This is a genomic window from Pseudomonas sp. GW823-FHT02E01, assembly GCF_058797535.1.
Genome location: NZ_JBXAJS010000007.1, coordinates 40,613 through 56,202 on the forward strand (window position 1 = coordinate 40,613; position 15,590 = coordinate 56,202).

At 53.7% G+C, this 15,590-nt stretch carries 12 protein-coding genes; 11 read left to right on the top strand and 1 reads right to left on the bottom strand.

Annotated elements, in window-relative coordinates; translation table 11 throughout:
* Positions 1-125 precede the first annotated feature (125 nt).
* From AC1RDQ_RS18165 to AC1RDQ_RS18190, 6 genes are read left to right on the top strand one after another with little or no spacing between them, the layout of a single operon-like run.
* Positions 126-1,346, top strand: a complete 1,221-nt coding sequence (locus tag AC1RDQ_RS18165) for a tyrosine-type recombinase/integrase (protein ID WP_490604291.1) — start codon at positions 126-128, stop codon at positions 1,344-1,346.
* Entirely contained in the window at positions 1,333-2,850 is a 1,518-nt protein-coding gene (locus AC1RDQ_RS18170; protein ID WP_492587812.1) for a site-specific integrase, read from the top strand. The genes AC1RDQ_RS18165 and AC1RDQ_RS18170 overlap by 14 nt, the downstream gene beginning before the upstream one ends.
* Positions 2,843-4,849 (top strand): integrase, encoded by a 2,007-nt coding sequence (locus AC1RDQ_RS18175; protein ID WP_492587813.1) that lies wholly within the window; start codon positions 2,843-2,845, stop codon positions 4,847-4,849. The genes AC1RDQ_RS18170 and AC1RDQ_RS18175 overlap by 8 nt, the downstream gene beginning before the upstream one ends.
* A 3-nt stretch (positions 4,850-4,852) precedes the next feature.
* Positions 4,853-5,266 (top strand): hypothetical protein, encoded by a 414-nt coding sequence (locus AC1RDQ_RS18180; RefSeq protein ID WP_490603118.1) that lies wholly within the window; start codon positions 4,853-4,855, stop codon positions 5,264-5,266.
* Entirely contained in the window at positions 5,266-5,706 is a 441-nt protein-coding gene (locus AC1RDQ_RS18185; RefSeq protein WP_492587814.1) for a VPA1267 family protein, read from the top strand. Before AC1RDQ_RS18180 ends, AC1RDQ_RS18185 begins: the two co-directional genes overlap by 1 nt.
* A complete protein-coding gene (locus AC1RDQ_RS18190) occupies positions 5,703-7,985 on the top strand; it encodes an AAA family ATPase (protein ID WP_492587815.1) in 2,283 nt (760 codons plus the stop codon). The genes AC1RDQ_RS18185 and AC1RDQ_RS18190 overlap by 4 nt, the downstream gene beginning before the upstream one ends.
* Positions 7,986-8,216: 231 nt before the next feature.
* Here the strand turns inward: AC1RDQ_RS18190 and AC1RDQ_RS18195 are convergent, their stop codons facing one another.
* Complete coding sequence (locus tag AC1RDQ_RS18195) at positions 8,217-8,681, bottom strand: helix-turn-helix domain-containing protein (protein ID WP_492587816.1); 465 nt, start codon at positions 8,679-8,681, stop codon at positions 8,217-8,219.
* Between the two features lie 174 nt (positions 8,682-8,855).
* On the opposite strand from AC1RDQ_RS18195, the gene AC1RDQ_RS18200 reads away from it, so the two are divergent.
* The 5 genes from AC1RDQ_RS18200 to AC1RDQ_RS18220 all read left to right on the top strand — a co-directional run bounded on the left by AC1RDQ_RS18200 (position 8,856) and on the right by AC1RDQ_RS18220 (position 15,479).
* The gene (locus tag AC1RDQ_RS18200) at positions 8,856-9,263 is read left to right on the top strand and encodes a DUF6957 family protein (RefSeq protein ID WP_492587817.1); all 408 of its coding nucleotides are present in this window, start codon (positions 8,856-8,858) and stop codon (positions 9,261-9,263) included.
* A 42-nt stretch (positions 9,264-9,305) separates the two neighbouring features.
* Positions 9,306-9,728 (top strand): hypothetical protein, encoded by a 423-nt coding sequence (locus AC1RDQ_RS18205; protein ID WP_090326209.1) that lies wholly within the window; start codon positions 9,306-9,308, stop codon positions 9,726-9,728.
* 479 nt (positions 9,729-10,207) lie between these two features.
* Positions 10,208-10,564, top strand: a complete 357-nt coding sequence (locus AC1RDQ_RS18210) for a hypothetical protein (RefSeq protein ID WP_492587818.1) — start codon at positions 10,208-10,210, stop codon at positions 10,562-10,564.
* 1,134 nt (positions 10,565-11,698) lie between these two features.
* Positions 11,699-12,493, top strand: a complete 795-nt coding sequence (locus AC1RDQ_RS18215; RefSeq protein WP_207848959.1) for a Hachiman antiphage defense system protein HamA — start codon at positions 11,699-11,701, stop codon at positions 12,491-12,493.
* 40 nt (positions 12,494-12,533) lie between these two features.
* Complete coding sequence (locus AC1RDQ_RS18220) at positions 12,534-15,479, top strand: DEAD/DEAH box helicase (RefSeq protein ID WP_492587819.1); 2,946 nt, start codon at positions 12,534-12,536, stop codon at positions 15,477-15,479.
* The last annotated feature ends 111 nt before the right edge of the window (positions 15,480-15,590 follow it).

Sequence of the window (15,590 nt, forward strand, 5' to 3'; positions counted from 1 at the left end):
TTGTAAAGTTTCTTTGGAAAACCCCCGCCTTGCGGGGGTTTTCTCGTTTTTGGGCTGTAAAAAATTTCTTGACTAGATTTTACTAGGCTCATACCTTGAATTTACGTAAGGAATTCGAGGTGAGTATGCAACTGTCAGTGAGAAGGTTTCAGGGAGAGGGCGGAGAGAGATTTTCCGTCCTCGTAGATGACTCTGGCATGCCCCTCTACTACCCAGCCCTGTACGTGACTGCCGAGCTGCGTGGTGCCTCGCTTTCCATCAATACAATCGACAACGCTCTGTCTGCACTGAAAGCGATGTACGCCTGGCAGGATTACTACGGGCTTGATTTGGAGTCGCGTTTTAAGCGGAGCGAGCTGCTGTTGCCTCATGAAATTCACTCGCTTCGGGATTTCATGCAGAAACCGTTGGCTGATACCCGCCCGAGAGATGGAAAGGTCGTGCCGATCAAGGGCCGACAAAGACGAGTGAGCAAGGGCAATCAATACAACCGCATGACGGTGATCTCTGGATATGTTCGATTCCTTGCCGACAGGCTGTACCCGGTGTCTCAATCGAGCGGGGAGGCTATCCTATCTATGGTCGCTCGGATCAAAGCCAATCGACCGAAGATTGGCGACAAGGTTGAGCAAGACAGGTCTGATATCCATCTGGATGATGCCGTTTTGGATGCCCTTGAGGAGACCCTTCGACCAGGTAACGAATCAAACCCGGTTGCCGATCATGGTCTCCAGGTTCGCAATGCATTGATGTTTGCTCTCCTGCGCCTTACTGGCATGAGGCGCAGCGAGTTACTGAACCTCAGAATGGAAGATTTCGATTTTGCGAAGAACACGCTCAAGGTTGTGCGGCGAGCAGATTCTCCTGACGACCCGAGAACTTATCAACCATTGGTGAAAACGAGGGAGCGAACGTTTCCTCTAATTCCTGAGCTCATGGATCGAATTCATGAGTACATTTCGAAATGCCGCAGCAAGGTTCCGGGCGCGCGCAAACACGGATATCTGTTCGTTATCCACCGCTCCGGTCGTACCCAGGGTTGGCCTCTTTCAAACTCTGGGTTCGGAAAGTTCATTGCTACTTTGTCTAGCCTTGCTGATGAGTTTTCTGAGCTGCACACGCACGCACTTCGTCACCACTGGAATTATATGTTTTCACAGCGAAGCGATAAGAATGGCATGTCTGATGAACGTGAGCAAAAACTTCGCTCGTACTTGATGGGCTGGAGTGAGACCTCTAGTACAGCGGGTACTTATAACAAGCGTCATATAAAAGAAGAGGCAGGTAAAGCTGTGATTGGGTTGCAAAACAAACATTTGGGGAAGCCTGCCGATGCTCACAAGTAATCTTGCTGCGAGCCTGTACGAGCGCGTTGAGTTCATTTCTAAGGATGGCTATGAGGTTGATATTAACTCGAATTACTGGAGGTTAAGCAAGGATATTGCATTCAATCTCGATACACTGCCTAGCTTTCTGGAGCCTGAGTTCAAGAGGGCATTCAGGCAGGTCTTGGCGATCTATGGCGAAACAAGCTCTGCACAGTACACCATGGCTGTGTATCGCCGCTTCAAAGTTTACTGTGAAGGGACTTCTAGCCTGCCACTGCTGAGCCCGGAGTCAATGATTTCCCATCGTTCGAACCTGGCAGATAGCGAGTGGGAACTGAGTTCCTTGCGTGCGCTCCTTCGTACTTGGATCAGTCTTGGTTATTCAGGCGTACCCTCTGAAACGTTGAAGATGATGGAAGGTTGGAGGATTAAAGGGAACGAGAAAGGCTACGCTGTGCAATCAATGTGTCCTGAGAGCGGGCCTCTTACTGACATTGAGATGGAAGCCATTGTCTCGAAAGTTATCGAATGCTATGCAAATGGAAAGCTTGAGCTTACTGATACCTGCTATGCGATGACTTTGTCGCTGACTGGACGGCGCCCAGCGCAGATCACGGCATTGAAGCTAAAAGATCTGATCTCAGTAGGGGGGCTCTACTTTATTAACTTTCCGCGAGCCAAGCAACGTAATAGTGGCTGGCGTGCTTCGTTTTCGAGGTATCAGATCGTAGAGGATCTGTGGGAGTTACTTAATAAACAAGCAGATTATGTTCAGGCTGTCTTTTCTGAATATGTGGAGGGGCCGATTTCGCGGGATCTGGTCTTGGAGTTTCCCCTGTTTCCGAATATCAAAAATTACGATGCTGTTGAGAGCCTGAAATCGCAACTTTCTGGTGATTTCTTACATGCTCGGGTGTCTCAAGTTGGTTATGCCTTGACAAAGGTTCGAGAAGTAATTGGTGTGATCAGTGAGCGAACAGGGGCGATTACCAGCATCAATCCCTACCGCTTCCGCTACACCCTTGGAACTAACCTCGCAAGGGAAGGCAGGGGCGAATACGTCATCGCCGAAGCTCTCGACCACTCAGATATCCAAAACGCTGGTGTGTATGTGAGGAACATTCCGGAGATTGTCGAGCGTATCGACAAGGCTGTAGCTCTGCAGCTCGCTCCTCTGGCGCAAGCTTTCCAGGGCGTTCTAGTTGTGAACGAAACCAAAGCGCGTCGTGGCAATGATCGTTCCAGCAGGATATGTAGTGCCGGTGGCAACGTGGGTAGTTGCGGTAGCTTTGGATTCTGTGGCGCGCTTGCTCCTGTGGCTTGTTACACCTGCTCTCACTTTCAGCCATGGTTGGATGGGCCACATGAGCTTGTATTGGATGAACTCATTCGTGAGCGTGACAGCGTTTATGAAGGCACAGGCGACCTGAAGATCGCATCTGTCAACGACAGACTCATTCTTGCAGTCAGTGATGTAGTAACCCGTTGCAACGCAATGAAGAGCGATCTCGCCAATGTCTAATGTTTTCCTGTTTGTCCCCAAAGCCCAGCTCTCCAGCCGGCAGCACCTGGACGAGTTCATTCTCATGTGCCGGGACAGGCTTACAGTTTTTGGCGCCGATCTCGATTGGTACAGTAATGCGTGGCCAGGTGTGGGTAACTTCACAAAGAAAGGCGCACCATCCCGTGGTTATTCCGAGGATCAGCTCCTTAACGCCGGCATCATTCCGTTCGCCAAAGCCTACGTTCGTTACCAGCAGGGACATAATCCGAACAAGCTCAAAAACGAGTTCAAGGCGATCCGTTGCATTGAAGCTGCTTTGCTTGAAATCAAAGGTTCCGCTGACATAACGCTAACTGACATTAGTGTCTTGGATGAGGCCGCGAAAGTAGCGCGCACTTATGATGCCTCGTCGTATCAAGCTGGCATCAGCCTAGTGAAGCTAGTCGAATTTTTGAATGAAAGCCGCATCATTCCAGCGCCAATCGCTTGGAAAAATCCCATCAAAAAGCCAAAAGAGATTCATCGTACGGATGATGTTGCCAAGCTGCGGCGCGAGGAAAAAATGCCTCACGACTACATGCTCGAAGCAATGGCTGAGATGTTCAACAACGACCTGCAAGGCGCGCGTGATCGCTTCACTACGTCGATCTTTGCGCTGTGCATGTGCGCACCGTCCAGGATTACAGAAGTTCAGGATCTTCCAGTGAACTGCTTGTATCGGGAGATTGACGCAAAGGGCATCGAGCGCACGGGGCTGAGGTTCTACGCCGGCAAGGGATATGAATCCGACATCAAGTGGATACCCACCCCGATGGTGCAAATCGCCGAGGAAGCAGTTCGTCGTCTCACCGAAATGTCTGAGCCAGGCCGCAAGCTTGCGAAGTGGCTTGAAAGCCATCCAGACAAGTTTTACCGCCACGAAAATTGCCCGAATGTAGGGGAGAATCAGCAACTAACGAATGAGCAAGCCTGCCAAGCTTTAGGTGTCTCGGCGAGTGGAAATGCTAGAGACGCCCTCAAAACCGCGTTTCGGGGGTACGAGCCATACGGCGAAATATATGCCCGTAAAGGGTTTGTGACGCTTTCATTTCTCAATGGCTTCATGCACAGCAAGCTGCCAAAGGGGTGGCCATGGCTTAATAAAGAACGGCACATCAAGTATTCCGAAGCCCTTTGCTGCTTTCGTCAGAATGAACTGCGGTTGGATATGCCGCCTCGGCCTATCATTGTCTGGGCGCCAGGGAAGAGTACGTTCACCTCTGACATCAACTACATCGATGGCCAAGAGCGCAGCATTTGGGAGCGGAATGGCTACAAGAACCCTGACGGTACTCCCATCTCCATGACATCTCACCAAGTTCGCCACTACCTGAACACACTGGCCCAACGCGGCAGCCTAGGCCAGTTGGACATCGCCAAATGGTCAGGGCGAGCCAACATCCACCAGAACGCTACCTATAACCACATGACAGCTGATGAGCATGTCGAGATGGCCAGGGAAGCGGGGATTGGTGTCGCGTTGACCAAGATTAGGGAGAACACACCAGTAACGTTGGCTGACCTCGACGCCGTGGGTGAGGGGATTGCACACATCACAATTTTCGGCTTTTGCGTGCATGACTACTCAATGGTGCCGTGCCAGAAGCACCGTGACTGCCTGAATTGCACCGAGCAAGTTTGCGTCAAGGGTGATGCCGGCAAGCTCGAAAGGCTCAAAAGCCATCGTGAAAGTATCCGCATTCAGCTTATTAAGGCTCAGGCGGCGAACGAAGACGGTATCTACGGTGCCGACCGCTGGAGTCAGCATCAGATCAAAACTCTGGAACGGGTGGATCAACTAATCGTGATTTTGGAGTCAAAGGACACTCCTGACGGCACCATCATTCGGTTGAGCAATGACCAAGAGTTCAGCCCGCTGAAGCGTGCTATCGCCGCCCGGTCAACTGCGCCAAGCCTACCTGCTCCTAAAGTCCAAGAGCCGGACATGGACGAGCTACGTGCGTTGATGGGGATGTAAGCCATGGCAAAGCATTTGAGTCCAAAAGACCTAAATCTGATTGTCAGCCTGATTGACGGCTGGGAGGGAAAGCTTGCCTGGGAGGCGCTCTGCGATGCTATTGAGCCGTTGATAGGGACGCGGCCTACTCGGCAAACCCTGAATTCACACGAGAAGATCAAGAGCGCGTTCACTCACCATAAGGCCAGGCTGAAGTCCGGTTTTGTTTCAACCAAGCGACCAGCGAGCCTCAGCATCGCCGAGCAGAGAATTCGTCGGCTTGAGGCTGAAAATCACCGACTAGAGCGTGAGAACGAACGGTTGTTGGAGCGGTTCATGCGTTGGCAGTACAACGCCCATAAATTCAACGTGTCGGCGGACAAGCTTGATGCTCCGCTGCCGTTTGTTGACCGTGACTCCTCAGAGGCGAAATCCTGATGGCTAACGGGCAGCAGATTGCTGAACAAAACCACGCTGCATTTCTTGCCTGGGCAACCTCGAAGTCAGATGGAGACTTCAGAGAGTACGTCCACCGGGGCAAGTTGAAACGTTCTGAGATCGCTGCCGAATGCGGGTTTGGGAAGAGCGCGCTCACGCAGAACCCAGCCATCCGTGCAGCCCTGGAAACCCTTGAGAACGAGCTTCGAGCTGCTGGGGTGTTGGCGCCACTAGTGGCCTCGTTGCCAGCCGGGCAAAAAGCCGAGCCTCCACTGAGAGATGGGGATGCGAAACAGCGGCGACAGGACAGTCAGCGCCTGAACTCATTGGAGCAGGAAAACGCAGCCCTTCGGGCCGAGCTCCAGGCCGCTAAGCAGATGCTGGATCGCCATACGCTGATGACTGAATTTCTCGAAGAAACCGGAAGGATGCCTAGATGAATGCCATCGCCCCTGTGCTGATCAACATCAGCGTGCGCATCACCAGCATCCGTTCTGCTAACCGTAAAGGGTGCATCGCTTTCGGTCATCGCATGGATGTTATTCGGGGCATCAATGACCGGTCGAGACCTGTGGTTATCAAGGTGGCGGACGCTATCGCCAAGCTCTCTGACATCGCTGTGGGCGCCATCTTCGAGGTCTATGGCGAAGTCACCACTATCCTGAGGACTCATGGCGCGTTTGCGATCAATGAAATGACCGTTAATGCCCAGGATATTCGCCTTATTCGCCCGAGCGGCTCTCAAGTAATCCAGTGGTTAGGTGACAACGTCAGAGGGGTTGGTGAGGTTAAGGCCACTCGGCTTTGGGATACTCTGGGAGAGCGGCTTTATGAAGTGCTCGATCATGCTGATCACGAAGCCCTAATGCTGATCATCCCGACTGAAGATGTTCGAGAGGGCATGTTCAAGCGTTGGGCTGAAGACGGAGATGCTAAAACACTCCGCTTCGTCCAGGACAAGCAAATCCCACTAGGCCTAGCCAGGAAAGCAATTCGGTTCCACAAGAAGAACACGATCTCCGCGCTGACCAGTGATCCGTATCGGCTTCTCAGTTTCGCAGGGGTATGGGGGCTGGTGGATGGCATCGCCAGAGATAGCTTTGGCGTGAGCATTGATGATGATCGAAGGATTGCTGCGGCATTGGAGGAGGCTCTGTATCGAGCTTCTGAGAAAGGCCACACATGCAGCTCACTTAGAGATCTTCAGGCCACCGTCGGGCAACTGATCAGACCCCATTCAGCTCCAAGCGCGGCGCTGGCAAAGGCCTTGTTGGCGGGCTCGTCAGCCGGTCAGTTTGTATGCAAGGAGCTCGATCACCTGGGTGTGATGCTATTTGCACCTGGTTCATGGTTGATGGAGCGACGTTGTGCTCAGTTCATCCGAGACCTGATCGTTACCCCGTCGTTGCAGCCACAGCTGTTCGCTGTGGATGTAAGCGAGGTCATCAAGCAGTTTGAGGCGGGGGAGAGGGTGCATCTGGGGCTTCCTGCATTTGGTTTGAACCAAGCTCAGAAGCTCGCAGTAGCTACCTCGTTTGCCAAACGCTTCAGCATCATCACTGGCGGTGCCGGAGTAGGAAAAACCACTGTACTAAAGGCTCTGTATAAAGCCCTCGATACGACAGGTCGACCTCGATTCCAAATGGCGCTATCTGGCCGAGCCACCGCTCGTATGATTGAAGCTACGGGTGAGGAAGCGCGGACTATTGCAGGCTTTCTGGCGAAGGTGACCGATAAAGAAATGGGGCCGGCGCCAATCATCGTCATTGATGAAGCGTCGATGCTTGATCTTGTCACGTTCTACCGTCTGGTTCAGAAACTACCACCTGAAAGTCAGGTGATCCTGGTTGGCGACCCTTACCAACTACCACCCATTGGAGCCGGGCTTATCCTGCACGTGCTGTGCAGCATGCCCGGAGTGCCGACCACTGAACTAATCGAGGTTAAGCGTCAGTCGAAAGAGTCCGCCATACCTTTGGCATCCCGCCAGATTCGCGATGGAATACAGCCGACATTCAGCTCTAACGAGGCAGATGACGTCGTGTTTTTGCCTTGCTCCGATGATCAAATCATTTCGACTGTTATCCGGCTCTATGAGCAAGATTCGGTAAATACACAGATTCTTTCAGCCACCAGATCCTGTGCCTTTGCTGGGGTCGAGGCGATCAATCGAACCTGCCATATCAAATACGCTGACCACAGCAGCCCCTTACTTGCGGAGAACCCTGAAACAGGTGAGATCGAGGCAACAGGCTTGTGTGTCGGGGATCTGGTTATGTACACCGCAAACGACTGGGTGCGGAACCTGCAAAACGGATCGCTTGGCCAGATTGATGAGGTGTTTGATAAACTGCAATCAGTAGACCTGGGGGATGAGGACAAGCCTCGAATCGCCATGGCGCTGGGTATGGCGACCTTCGATGGTGTTCAACATTACATTCTGGACACCGACGTCGATTCAATAGAGCTTGCGTACTCCATCACGGTGCACAAGGCACAGGGGTCACAATTCAAGAGGGTTATCATCCCAGTCCGTAAATCGCGCATCCTCGACCGAACCTTCGTCTACACGGCAGCTACCAGGGCTCAGATTCAGGTTGTCTTCGTAGGCGATCTTGGTGCCGTAGAAGAGGCTATCAAGTTCCCACCGAAAGCATTCTCCAGGCAGGTTGGTCTACGTGCGCTGCTGGAGGCGGAGCTGTCTGCGCTGATTGCGTAGATGCTCTAGTGGGGGGCACGGCTTACGACTTTGGGAAGAAACCTGAAGAATGGCTGTCTAGGACGCCTGACTGAAGTGGTTGACGAGGCGCGCAAGATCAATATCGGCAGCAAGGAAAAACCAGTCTTCCGATACGCTGTAGGTCTTGCCGAACTCGAGTGCGTCGTTCAATACCTTTTTGAGTCAGATATGGAGGGCTAATAGGGTCAGCAGCATAGGTATCTGCTGGTTTCAATTTGTAACCTTCCACAAATCAGCCACGGTCGACTTGGGTAGTTGGAGTTTTTCGGCGGTTTCTCGCTGAGTCATCCCAAACTGCCTACATTCTTGAACTGCCAGCTGCTTTTCCAATCGACTGTTCGCCCGAGACGCTACCGCACCATCCTCTACCTGGCTAGTTAGCTTTTCCAAGCCACCCTGGCTTTTAAATTCCGCTAGCTCTTCCTCTACAAATTTCAGTATTTGCTCTGGCGTTTTACCGTTATTAGCCACTGCGCGGAGCACCATCAAAGTCACAGTGTCAAGCCCAGCCGCTAAAGCGATTTCATCAAGCTTGCTGAGTGTCACATCCGACTTGGCCCGTTCGATCCTAGACAAAAATGTACGGCCTGCTGCAGATGCTAGGTCGCTCTGAGCGAGGTGTTTGGTGGCTCTAATCGCTCGTAAAACGGCTGCTAAGCCTTGGCTCAGTGACATAGGAGCTCCTCGAAAGGCGAGGATGTAGCCACGTTGCGTTGCCCGGATCGACGCTATATAGTGTGCACCCGGGCAATCTATTCGCCGCCGGATATCGTTGGCAGTGGCAAGCACCGTCAAGCGGGGGCGGCATGGGTACGGAACATATCACATGTATTGTCAGAGGCTTTTTGATTGGAACTCGAAGACATCCAAGCAGCCGGTGAGCTCCTTTCCACCAATGGAGAGCCTCGGTTTGGTTCTACGGAAAGCCAAGAGAGCTTGATTCAGCTGGTACAGAGCCGCTTTCCGAACAAGGGCTTTTGCATCGTCCAGCAGTGGACGATCGTGCGCGCGATAGCGAGCGATGGGGATCTCACCAAAATCCGCGTTCATGGCCACCTGCCGCTGTTTGTTTTCGCCGAAAAAGTCATCTTAGACAGCCGAGGACGCTTCGATTACGGAAACTGGGTTCGCAGCACCATGGCCATTTCATTTCAAGATGGATTTCTCTTTGAAACCAAAAACACGGTGTACGTTTTGATGGCGGACGGCGACGAAAAGTCGGCCAGTCTCGCCTCGATACTATCTCTTTATCAATAATGTCAGCTGCAACTGCGGTCTGTAGATCCACGGGAATGAGAAATGTTTAGAAGTCATGAAACCGTTGCCGAGGGCACTCCTAATTTCTTCGGGGATGGGTATTCGAACTGGCGAATGTTTGAACGCCACTTGGCTCATGCTTGGTATCACGTTGTCCTCGAAGAGCGATTGGAGGGCAGGGTATGGACACGCACCATGATGATTAGTGACGTCGATATGCTCGAAGAAATACTTTCCCAACAAACCAGCGATTTTGTCGTTACGGAAATTCAGGTCGTCACGCCTGGGTGGATGAACAAAGCCGGCAAATGGATTATGGAGGGGCTTTCGGGGTTGCTGGTGGGATATGACTCCACGGGACGTCGGGTTTGTCTCCACAACATAGATGACGAAAAAGCTTATACCGATGCGCCTGGACAACTGATCGACGCCCATTCCCTGAAGGGAATGCGAGTTATTTTTTGATCTGATCTCGTACATTTGCAGCGATGAAATGATCGCGTAGCGCCCATTGGCTGGAGACTCATTTGTTTAGAACGACTCGGGGAGACCTACAGGGCGGGCCTGATGAGGAGCTGCTTCTTTGGAAAACCATTGACCTTTCCTTCAGTACGTACTCCTTTTTTGTAGAGGGTGTAGGTTCGATTAATGGAAAGATCGGGCCGTGTAGGAAGCTTGTGAGTGACGAAGAGACTCTTCTGGAGCTATGGCTAGGCGAGTCGGATTTTTTGGTTAACCAAGTGTCACTGATTTCGCCACCCTGGATGAACCATCAAGGTCAATACCTGATGGAACCTCTTACCAAAATCATACTGCGAAATACTGAAAGAGAGCCGCCCATCTATGAATTCGTGACAGAGACCGGGCAGATTTACACCAGTGTCCAAGCGTAGTAACGAGGGGGATGGAAATCAAAGAGGAAGGAAATGCATTAGGAGGACATTTTGTCTGAAGTTATTAACGTGGAGTTCCATAGTAAGTGGCTGACCGACTTTGAGTTGATTCGTCTGGTGCGAGCAACAAATCAAAAGTACACCATTGTCATCACGGCATTTATCAGTGGTGCGATGATCATAGACGACACATGCTTGGGTGTGGTCTTTGGCCATCTGGATAAGGATGACTTAGGCCGTCACGCTGATTGCTCGATCATCCAAACAGGAAAAATCCAATCGGCTCGAAAGGAAGGCCGGTTCTGGGTGTTATCAACGCATGAAGGACACTACGTTGTAGGTACCTTCAAGCGAGGCGGCGGAAGAGCTAGCCTGCTCCAGTTCCTCAAGTCCGGTGAACGCCTCTGACGATGCTTAGATCTCAAAGGAAATGGTTGATCGCAGGGAAAATCGCGTCTTCCATTTAGCACCAAGAGTTAGTTTTGTGGGTATCAGCACGATAGCCACCAGAGCTTGGCTCGGGCGAGGCACCTCAGCCACGTCAGATCATTAAAGTGGATGGAGATCTAACATGCTCGACACGAGCGACGCAGGCCGTCATGACCGCCACCTGACTGACTTTCAACTCAAAAGGATCATTTGCGCCCAACAATGGCCTTACGATTCACCGATCACTGGGTACCTAAGTGACGCGCTATTCGTAGGCAATACGTGCATCGCCATAGTTTTTGATCACGCACGAAAAGGGCCGCGTGAGTGGTTTCAGGATGGGCATATGATTCGAACCTCGCACATCTTATCTGTGCGTAAGGAAGGGAGGTTCTGGGTGTTGACCACCCTGAACAGTTTGTACGTCGTGGCCAGCTTCAAGCGTCAGATGGGTAGGTCGACGTTCAGGCAATTGGACGCCTTTGGACGGCTGAAAGCTTGTGTTGGGTAAGGGCATTATCTTGAATACTAAGCACTGGTGTCGGTCGGCTTCAGGCCGAGCATTTCCGACTTCCATTCTGGAAAGCGCACATGCTTGTGATGAAGACCGCATGCCTTTCTGGTCTTCTCGCACCTGATGCGTAATTGCATGGACTTGACCACCCTTTGCATTCGACTTGACCAGTCGTTTGCATCGGACTTGATCAGCACACTGGGTGTCATTGACCGACAGAAGTCGACCCAATAGACAGTGATGCGAGAAAATCAATCTGTCGCCTTTTCGGCGTCACACTTCTTCACGATTCCGCTCCCCAAAATGCTCAGTGCTGTCAATGAGATCGGGTCGGAAACGTTCCAAAACATGGCGATCCTGAGCCTCACTGGACTGATGTACGCCTCGATCTGTGCTCCCGCGACCTTGGGCCGTTAACTACCTTGAGCGGCATCTTGCGGAGTACGCTGAGCCGGGAAACAACGCGCTATCACCTGACCAGTTGACACCAGTCCCATTTTTTAGCGTACCGTAATGGCCATCCACTACTACTCGGTAACTCGGCGCTAGGGTGACTATGGGGCCGGCTCCCGGGCTTTCTTTTAGGATGACCATCACTCATGGATGATCTCGGTTTCGACTTCGGTAATGCTGTTCAGTGGTTCCCGCAGGAGCAGGAGCAGCCGTACGTGCTGGTTAGGATGACACCCCAGCAGGTGGCCCTTTTAGAGGCCGCGATGGCCGAGCCATTGCGTCGTTGCTACATCACCGATGAGGTGCTTCACGCTGCGGCGGATCGCCATGGACTTACGCTTTCAGACGTGCTGGCGAGCAAGCTTCCGGATGCCGGCGCGACCATGGCGGGAGACTTCGGCGAGGTGCTCGGTTACTTCTATCAGTCCGCCATGGAGTATCCGGGTACCGCCATTGGCCCCAAGAAGTGGCGGCTCAAGCAGGACAGAACCAAACCAGCGCCCAAGTCGGATGTCATTCACTTCATCATGCCCCAACGTCCAGCCGCCAGTGCTGAAGATCAGGTGCTCTGCGCTGAGGTGAAGGTCAAATCCACTGCCGCCTCATCAGACCCAATCGGCTCAGCTATCACAGACTGCGCAAAGGATCGTACCAGCCGGCTCGCGAGTACGCTGGTGTGGTTGCGTGAGCGCGCGATGACTGAGGATCTCGGTGACGTCGACATTCCGCTTCTCACCCGGTTTATCAACGCGGTTGATCATCCGCCCGTTGCCCTACGGTACAGGGCCGTCGCCGTCATCTGTGAGAATTTTGTGACTGCTGAACTCAGCAATGCCCCCGCCACGGCCAGCGACGAGTACACGCTCGTGGTGATCTCAGTACCGAATCTGCACACCACCTACAACGCAGCTTTTGAAGCTGCCAGGGCGTCGGTGCTTTGACATGAGGGCCTCTCTCCAGACTTGGATCAATGACGCAGACATGGCCCGGCATCTGGGTCAGTTTTCCGTAGCCGCATTACCCATTGAACTTGCTCGGATCGGGAGTCGTCTTGCCGACTACTACATCTCGCTCGTAGGGGAGCTGTTCGACAGGGTCAACTCCGCGAACACCCCCAGTGACGACTGGGCACAGCTGGGTAACGCCTTCCTTCAGTTTTCGAAAGAGATCCCTGCTGAGCAGGTAGAAGCGCTTGGTATCTCGAAAGACGAAGCAGCGCTGTTCGCCGCTGCAGCGTTTTACTTTGGCGATTTTCCAGCGTCGGCCTGCCTCGCCATGCGGCAGTCGGCTCGGCCCGCTGATCCTGAAAGCCCATGGGCAGCGTGCTACGACTTTCTGGCCCGCCCGAGCAACCTGGGGTCTCAGACTGCCATCGAGGTGCGGGAGCAACTGCGCAACGGCGACCTGCTCGGGCTTGGCCGCAACGTTGAGGCGAGTGCCGCCGAGGCACAAAGCGCGTTGGCGGATGGGCCGGACACGTGGGTGGCGGCAGCCTTGCTTAGTCGGCTGTTGGCTCGTTTCGAAGCATCGAACATCCGGGCTGTCCTGCCAGAGGGCGGTAATGCGTTCTGGACGCCTCTAATCAATTCCTTCATTGATCGCAAACCATCGACCTGGGAATTTTTCCCCTCCCAGATACAGGCTATCGGTAGGGGACTGCTCGGCAACGCCGAGAGCTATTCCTTGCAGATGCCAACGGGAGCTGGCAAAACCACGCTCTGCGAAACGTTGCTGTACTGGCACCTGAAGCGCAATCCCACGCAGGTCGCGATCATGATCGTGCCTTACCGGTCGCTGGCCTCGGAGCTCCGCCACTCTCTGGTGCGTCAGCTCAACGGCTTGGGTATCGCGGCACGCTGCGCATATGGCGGGACAATTCCGTCGGGAGACGAGGTGCATGGTCTTGATCACATCAACGCGCTTATCGCGACCCCTGAGTCGCTGTCCGGAATCCTCAGTGCTGACCCAGCGTTCGCCCAACGGATATCACTGGTCATTTGCGATGAAGGGCATTTGCTCGACAGCTCCGGCAGGGGTATTGGTCTGGAGCTGTTACTCGCGCGGATGAAGGCCCGCCAGGTCAATCCGATCCGCTTCGTGTTCATGTCTGCCATCATCCCGAACATTGAGGAAGTCAATGCGTGGCTTGGCGGCAGCGAGGACACCGTCATCCGTAGCAGCTACCGACCGGCGATCGCCGAATTTTCCGTCCTTCGATCCGCTGGTAGCGGAGTGGGTAGGTCTGTTCGCCTGGACATGCATCCCCATGCTCAGCAACGGCAATACTCGATCCATGGCTTCCTGGATCGAAACACTTTCCAGTACGTGAACCCCGGTACAGGGCGCACGAAGACTTATGGTTTTTCGTCAACCAAGACCCTGGCAGTTGCTGCTGCCCGGAAGGTTTTGCCTATGGGAACCACGGCGATATTCGCCGCAAACAAGCGTGGCGATCAGGGTGCGATTGGTTTGGCGGAAGAGCTCATCAAGCAGTTGGAGTGCCCATTACCGTTACCCAAGCCCATTGATCATGCGGATCTTGAAGCGCTGCGTACGCGCGTCGACTACCTCGAAGCTGAATTTGGTGCCGGTTGGATAGGCGCGAGGTCGCTGAGCAATGGGGCTGTGCTGCACCACGGTGATATCCCCCAGGAGACACGAGAGGTTTTGGAGGGGCTCCTGCGCGATCGGCGAGTCCAGCTGGTCATCTGTACCAGCACGCTCGCAGAAGGAGTGAACCTGCCGATCCGCTCGCTTGTGCTGTATTCGGTGCAGCGCCGTGTTGGTAGCGGGCGACCTGAGAACATGCTCGCCCGCGACATCAAGAACCTGGTCGGTCGAGCCGGTCGTGCCGGCGCCAATACCAAGGGGCTGGTGATCTGTGCGAATCCCGATCAGTGGTGGTTGGTGCTTCCCGTCGCTACTGCCGGGGCTGGGGAGCCTGTCAGGGGGTCGCTGCGTACCCTGATTGGAGAGCTTGAGGTGTTCCTGAGCACCCACCGTATCGCGCTCGACAATCAGTTCCTGGAGAGCCAGCCTTACAGCCATCCGCTTATTGATGGAGTGGATGCAACGCTCATTGAGCTGATCGCGGAAGAGATCGGGGACGCTGAGTTTCTAAGGGTGGCTATCGACCTGTCCGACCATACGTTTGCTGCCCACCAGCTGCCTGCCGGCTCTGCCGTTACGCTGCGGAGGGTCTTTGAGTTGCGCGCTCAGCGTCTGATTTCGCTCAGGGCCCAAGGCAAGATCGCTTGGCTTCAGGATACTGGAGCCAAGGTGCGTCTTCTGGAGTTCGTTGAACAGGTTCTATTGTCGAGCAGGGCGGACTGGGCGAGCCCTGTCGATCCTGCATCGGACGACCTTCTTTCAGCGATTCTGGGCTGGGCCTGGCAGGATACAGAGCTCCAATCAGACGTGCGCGTGGCATTCAGGCTGGACAATGGTCAGGATCTTGAAACCGTCAGACCCACGTTCTTCGGGATTATCTGGCAGTGGATACGTGGTGCAACGTTTGCCGAGATCGCCCAATCAGCGCGGATGGAAGTCGACGAGATCCTGGGGATTCACGCGCGTGCCGTCACGTATTCATTGCAAACACTGGTCGAGCAGGGTGTCTCCCTTCTTGCTCGACTTTTGCTCGAACGTGGCATTGCGGTGAACGAGGGTGTACTGGCATTCGTCGAGCATCTCAAGTTTGGTGCGCCCTCGCGTTTCGGGGTTCTGTTGGCTAGTGGTGGGGTACGGCATCGGAAAGCGTATGTCGCGCTGGGTAATGCGATACAAGCCCTAACCCCTCCTGTCCAACCTGTGAATGCCAAGGCAGTGGCGCTGCGGTCACTCGAAAATTATCCAGATGTTTGGCGTGACGCGCTGGGCGAGTTCGTCTACTCCAACACCCTGAAGGATGTCGGTAGTGTGGGGTAACGTTGATTGTTGCTATCGCTCATTCGGGCCCGCAAGGCCCGGCTCGACGTCATCCATTCTGGAGTTGGAAGCTAGGCACAGCTCTCTTACAAAACCTTCCTCAGCTGGAGA

Bases quoted from the DNA above. Each gene is read 5' to 3' on its own strand.
- AC1RDQ_RS18165 (WP_490604291.1), top strand. From the start codon at position 126: ATGCAACTGTCAGTGAGAAGGTTTCAGGGAGAGGGCGGAGAGAGATTT.
- AC1RDQ_RS18170 (WP_492587812.1), top strand. From the start codon at position 1,333: ATGCTCACAAGTAATCTTGCTGCGAGCCTGTACGAGCGCGTTGAGTTC.
- AC1RDQ_RS18175 (WP_492587813.1), top strand. From the start codon at position 2,843: ATGTCTAATGTTTTCCTGTTTGTCCCCAAAGCCCAGCTCTCCAGCCGG.
- AC1RDQ_RS18180 (WP_490603118.1), top strand. From the start codon at position 4,853: ATGGCAAAGCATTTGAGTCCAAAAGACCTAAATCTGATTGTCAGCCTG.
- AC1RDQ_RS18185 (WP_492587814.1), top strand. From the start codon at position 5,266: ATGGCTAACGGGCAGCAGATTGCTGAACAAAACCACGCTGCATTTCTT.
- AC1RDQ_RS18190 (WP_492587815.1), top strand. From the start codon at position 5,703: ATGAATGCCATCGCCCCTGTGCTGATCAACATCAGCGTGCGCATCACC.
- AC1RDQ_RS18195 (WP_492587816.1), bottom strand. From the start codon at position 8,681: ATGTCACTGAGCCAAGGCTTAGCAGCCGTTTTACGAGCGATTAGAGCC.
- AC1RDQ_RS18205 (WP_090326209.1), top strand. From the start codon at position 9,306: ATGTTTAGAAGTCATGAAACCGTTGCCGAGGGCACTCCTAATTTCTTC.
- AC1RDQ_RS18215 (WP_207848959.1), top strand. From the start codon at position 11,699: ATGGATGATCTCGGTTTCGACTTCGGTAATGCTGTTCAGTGGTTCCCG.
- AC1RDQ_RS18220 (WP_492587819.1), top strand. From the start codon at position 12,534: ATGGCCCGGCATCTGGGTCAGTTTTCCGTAGCCGCATTACCCATTGAA.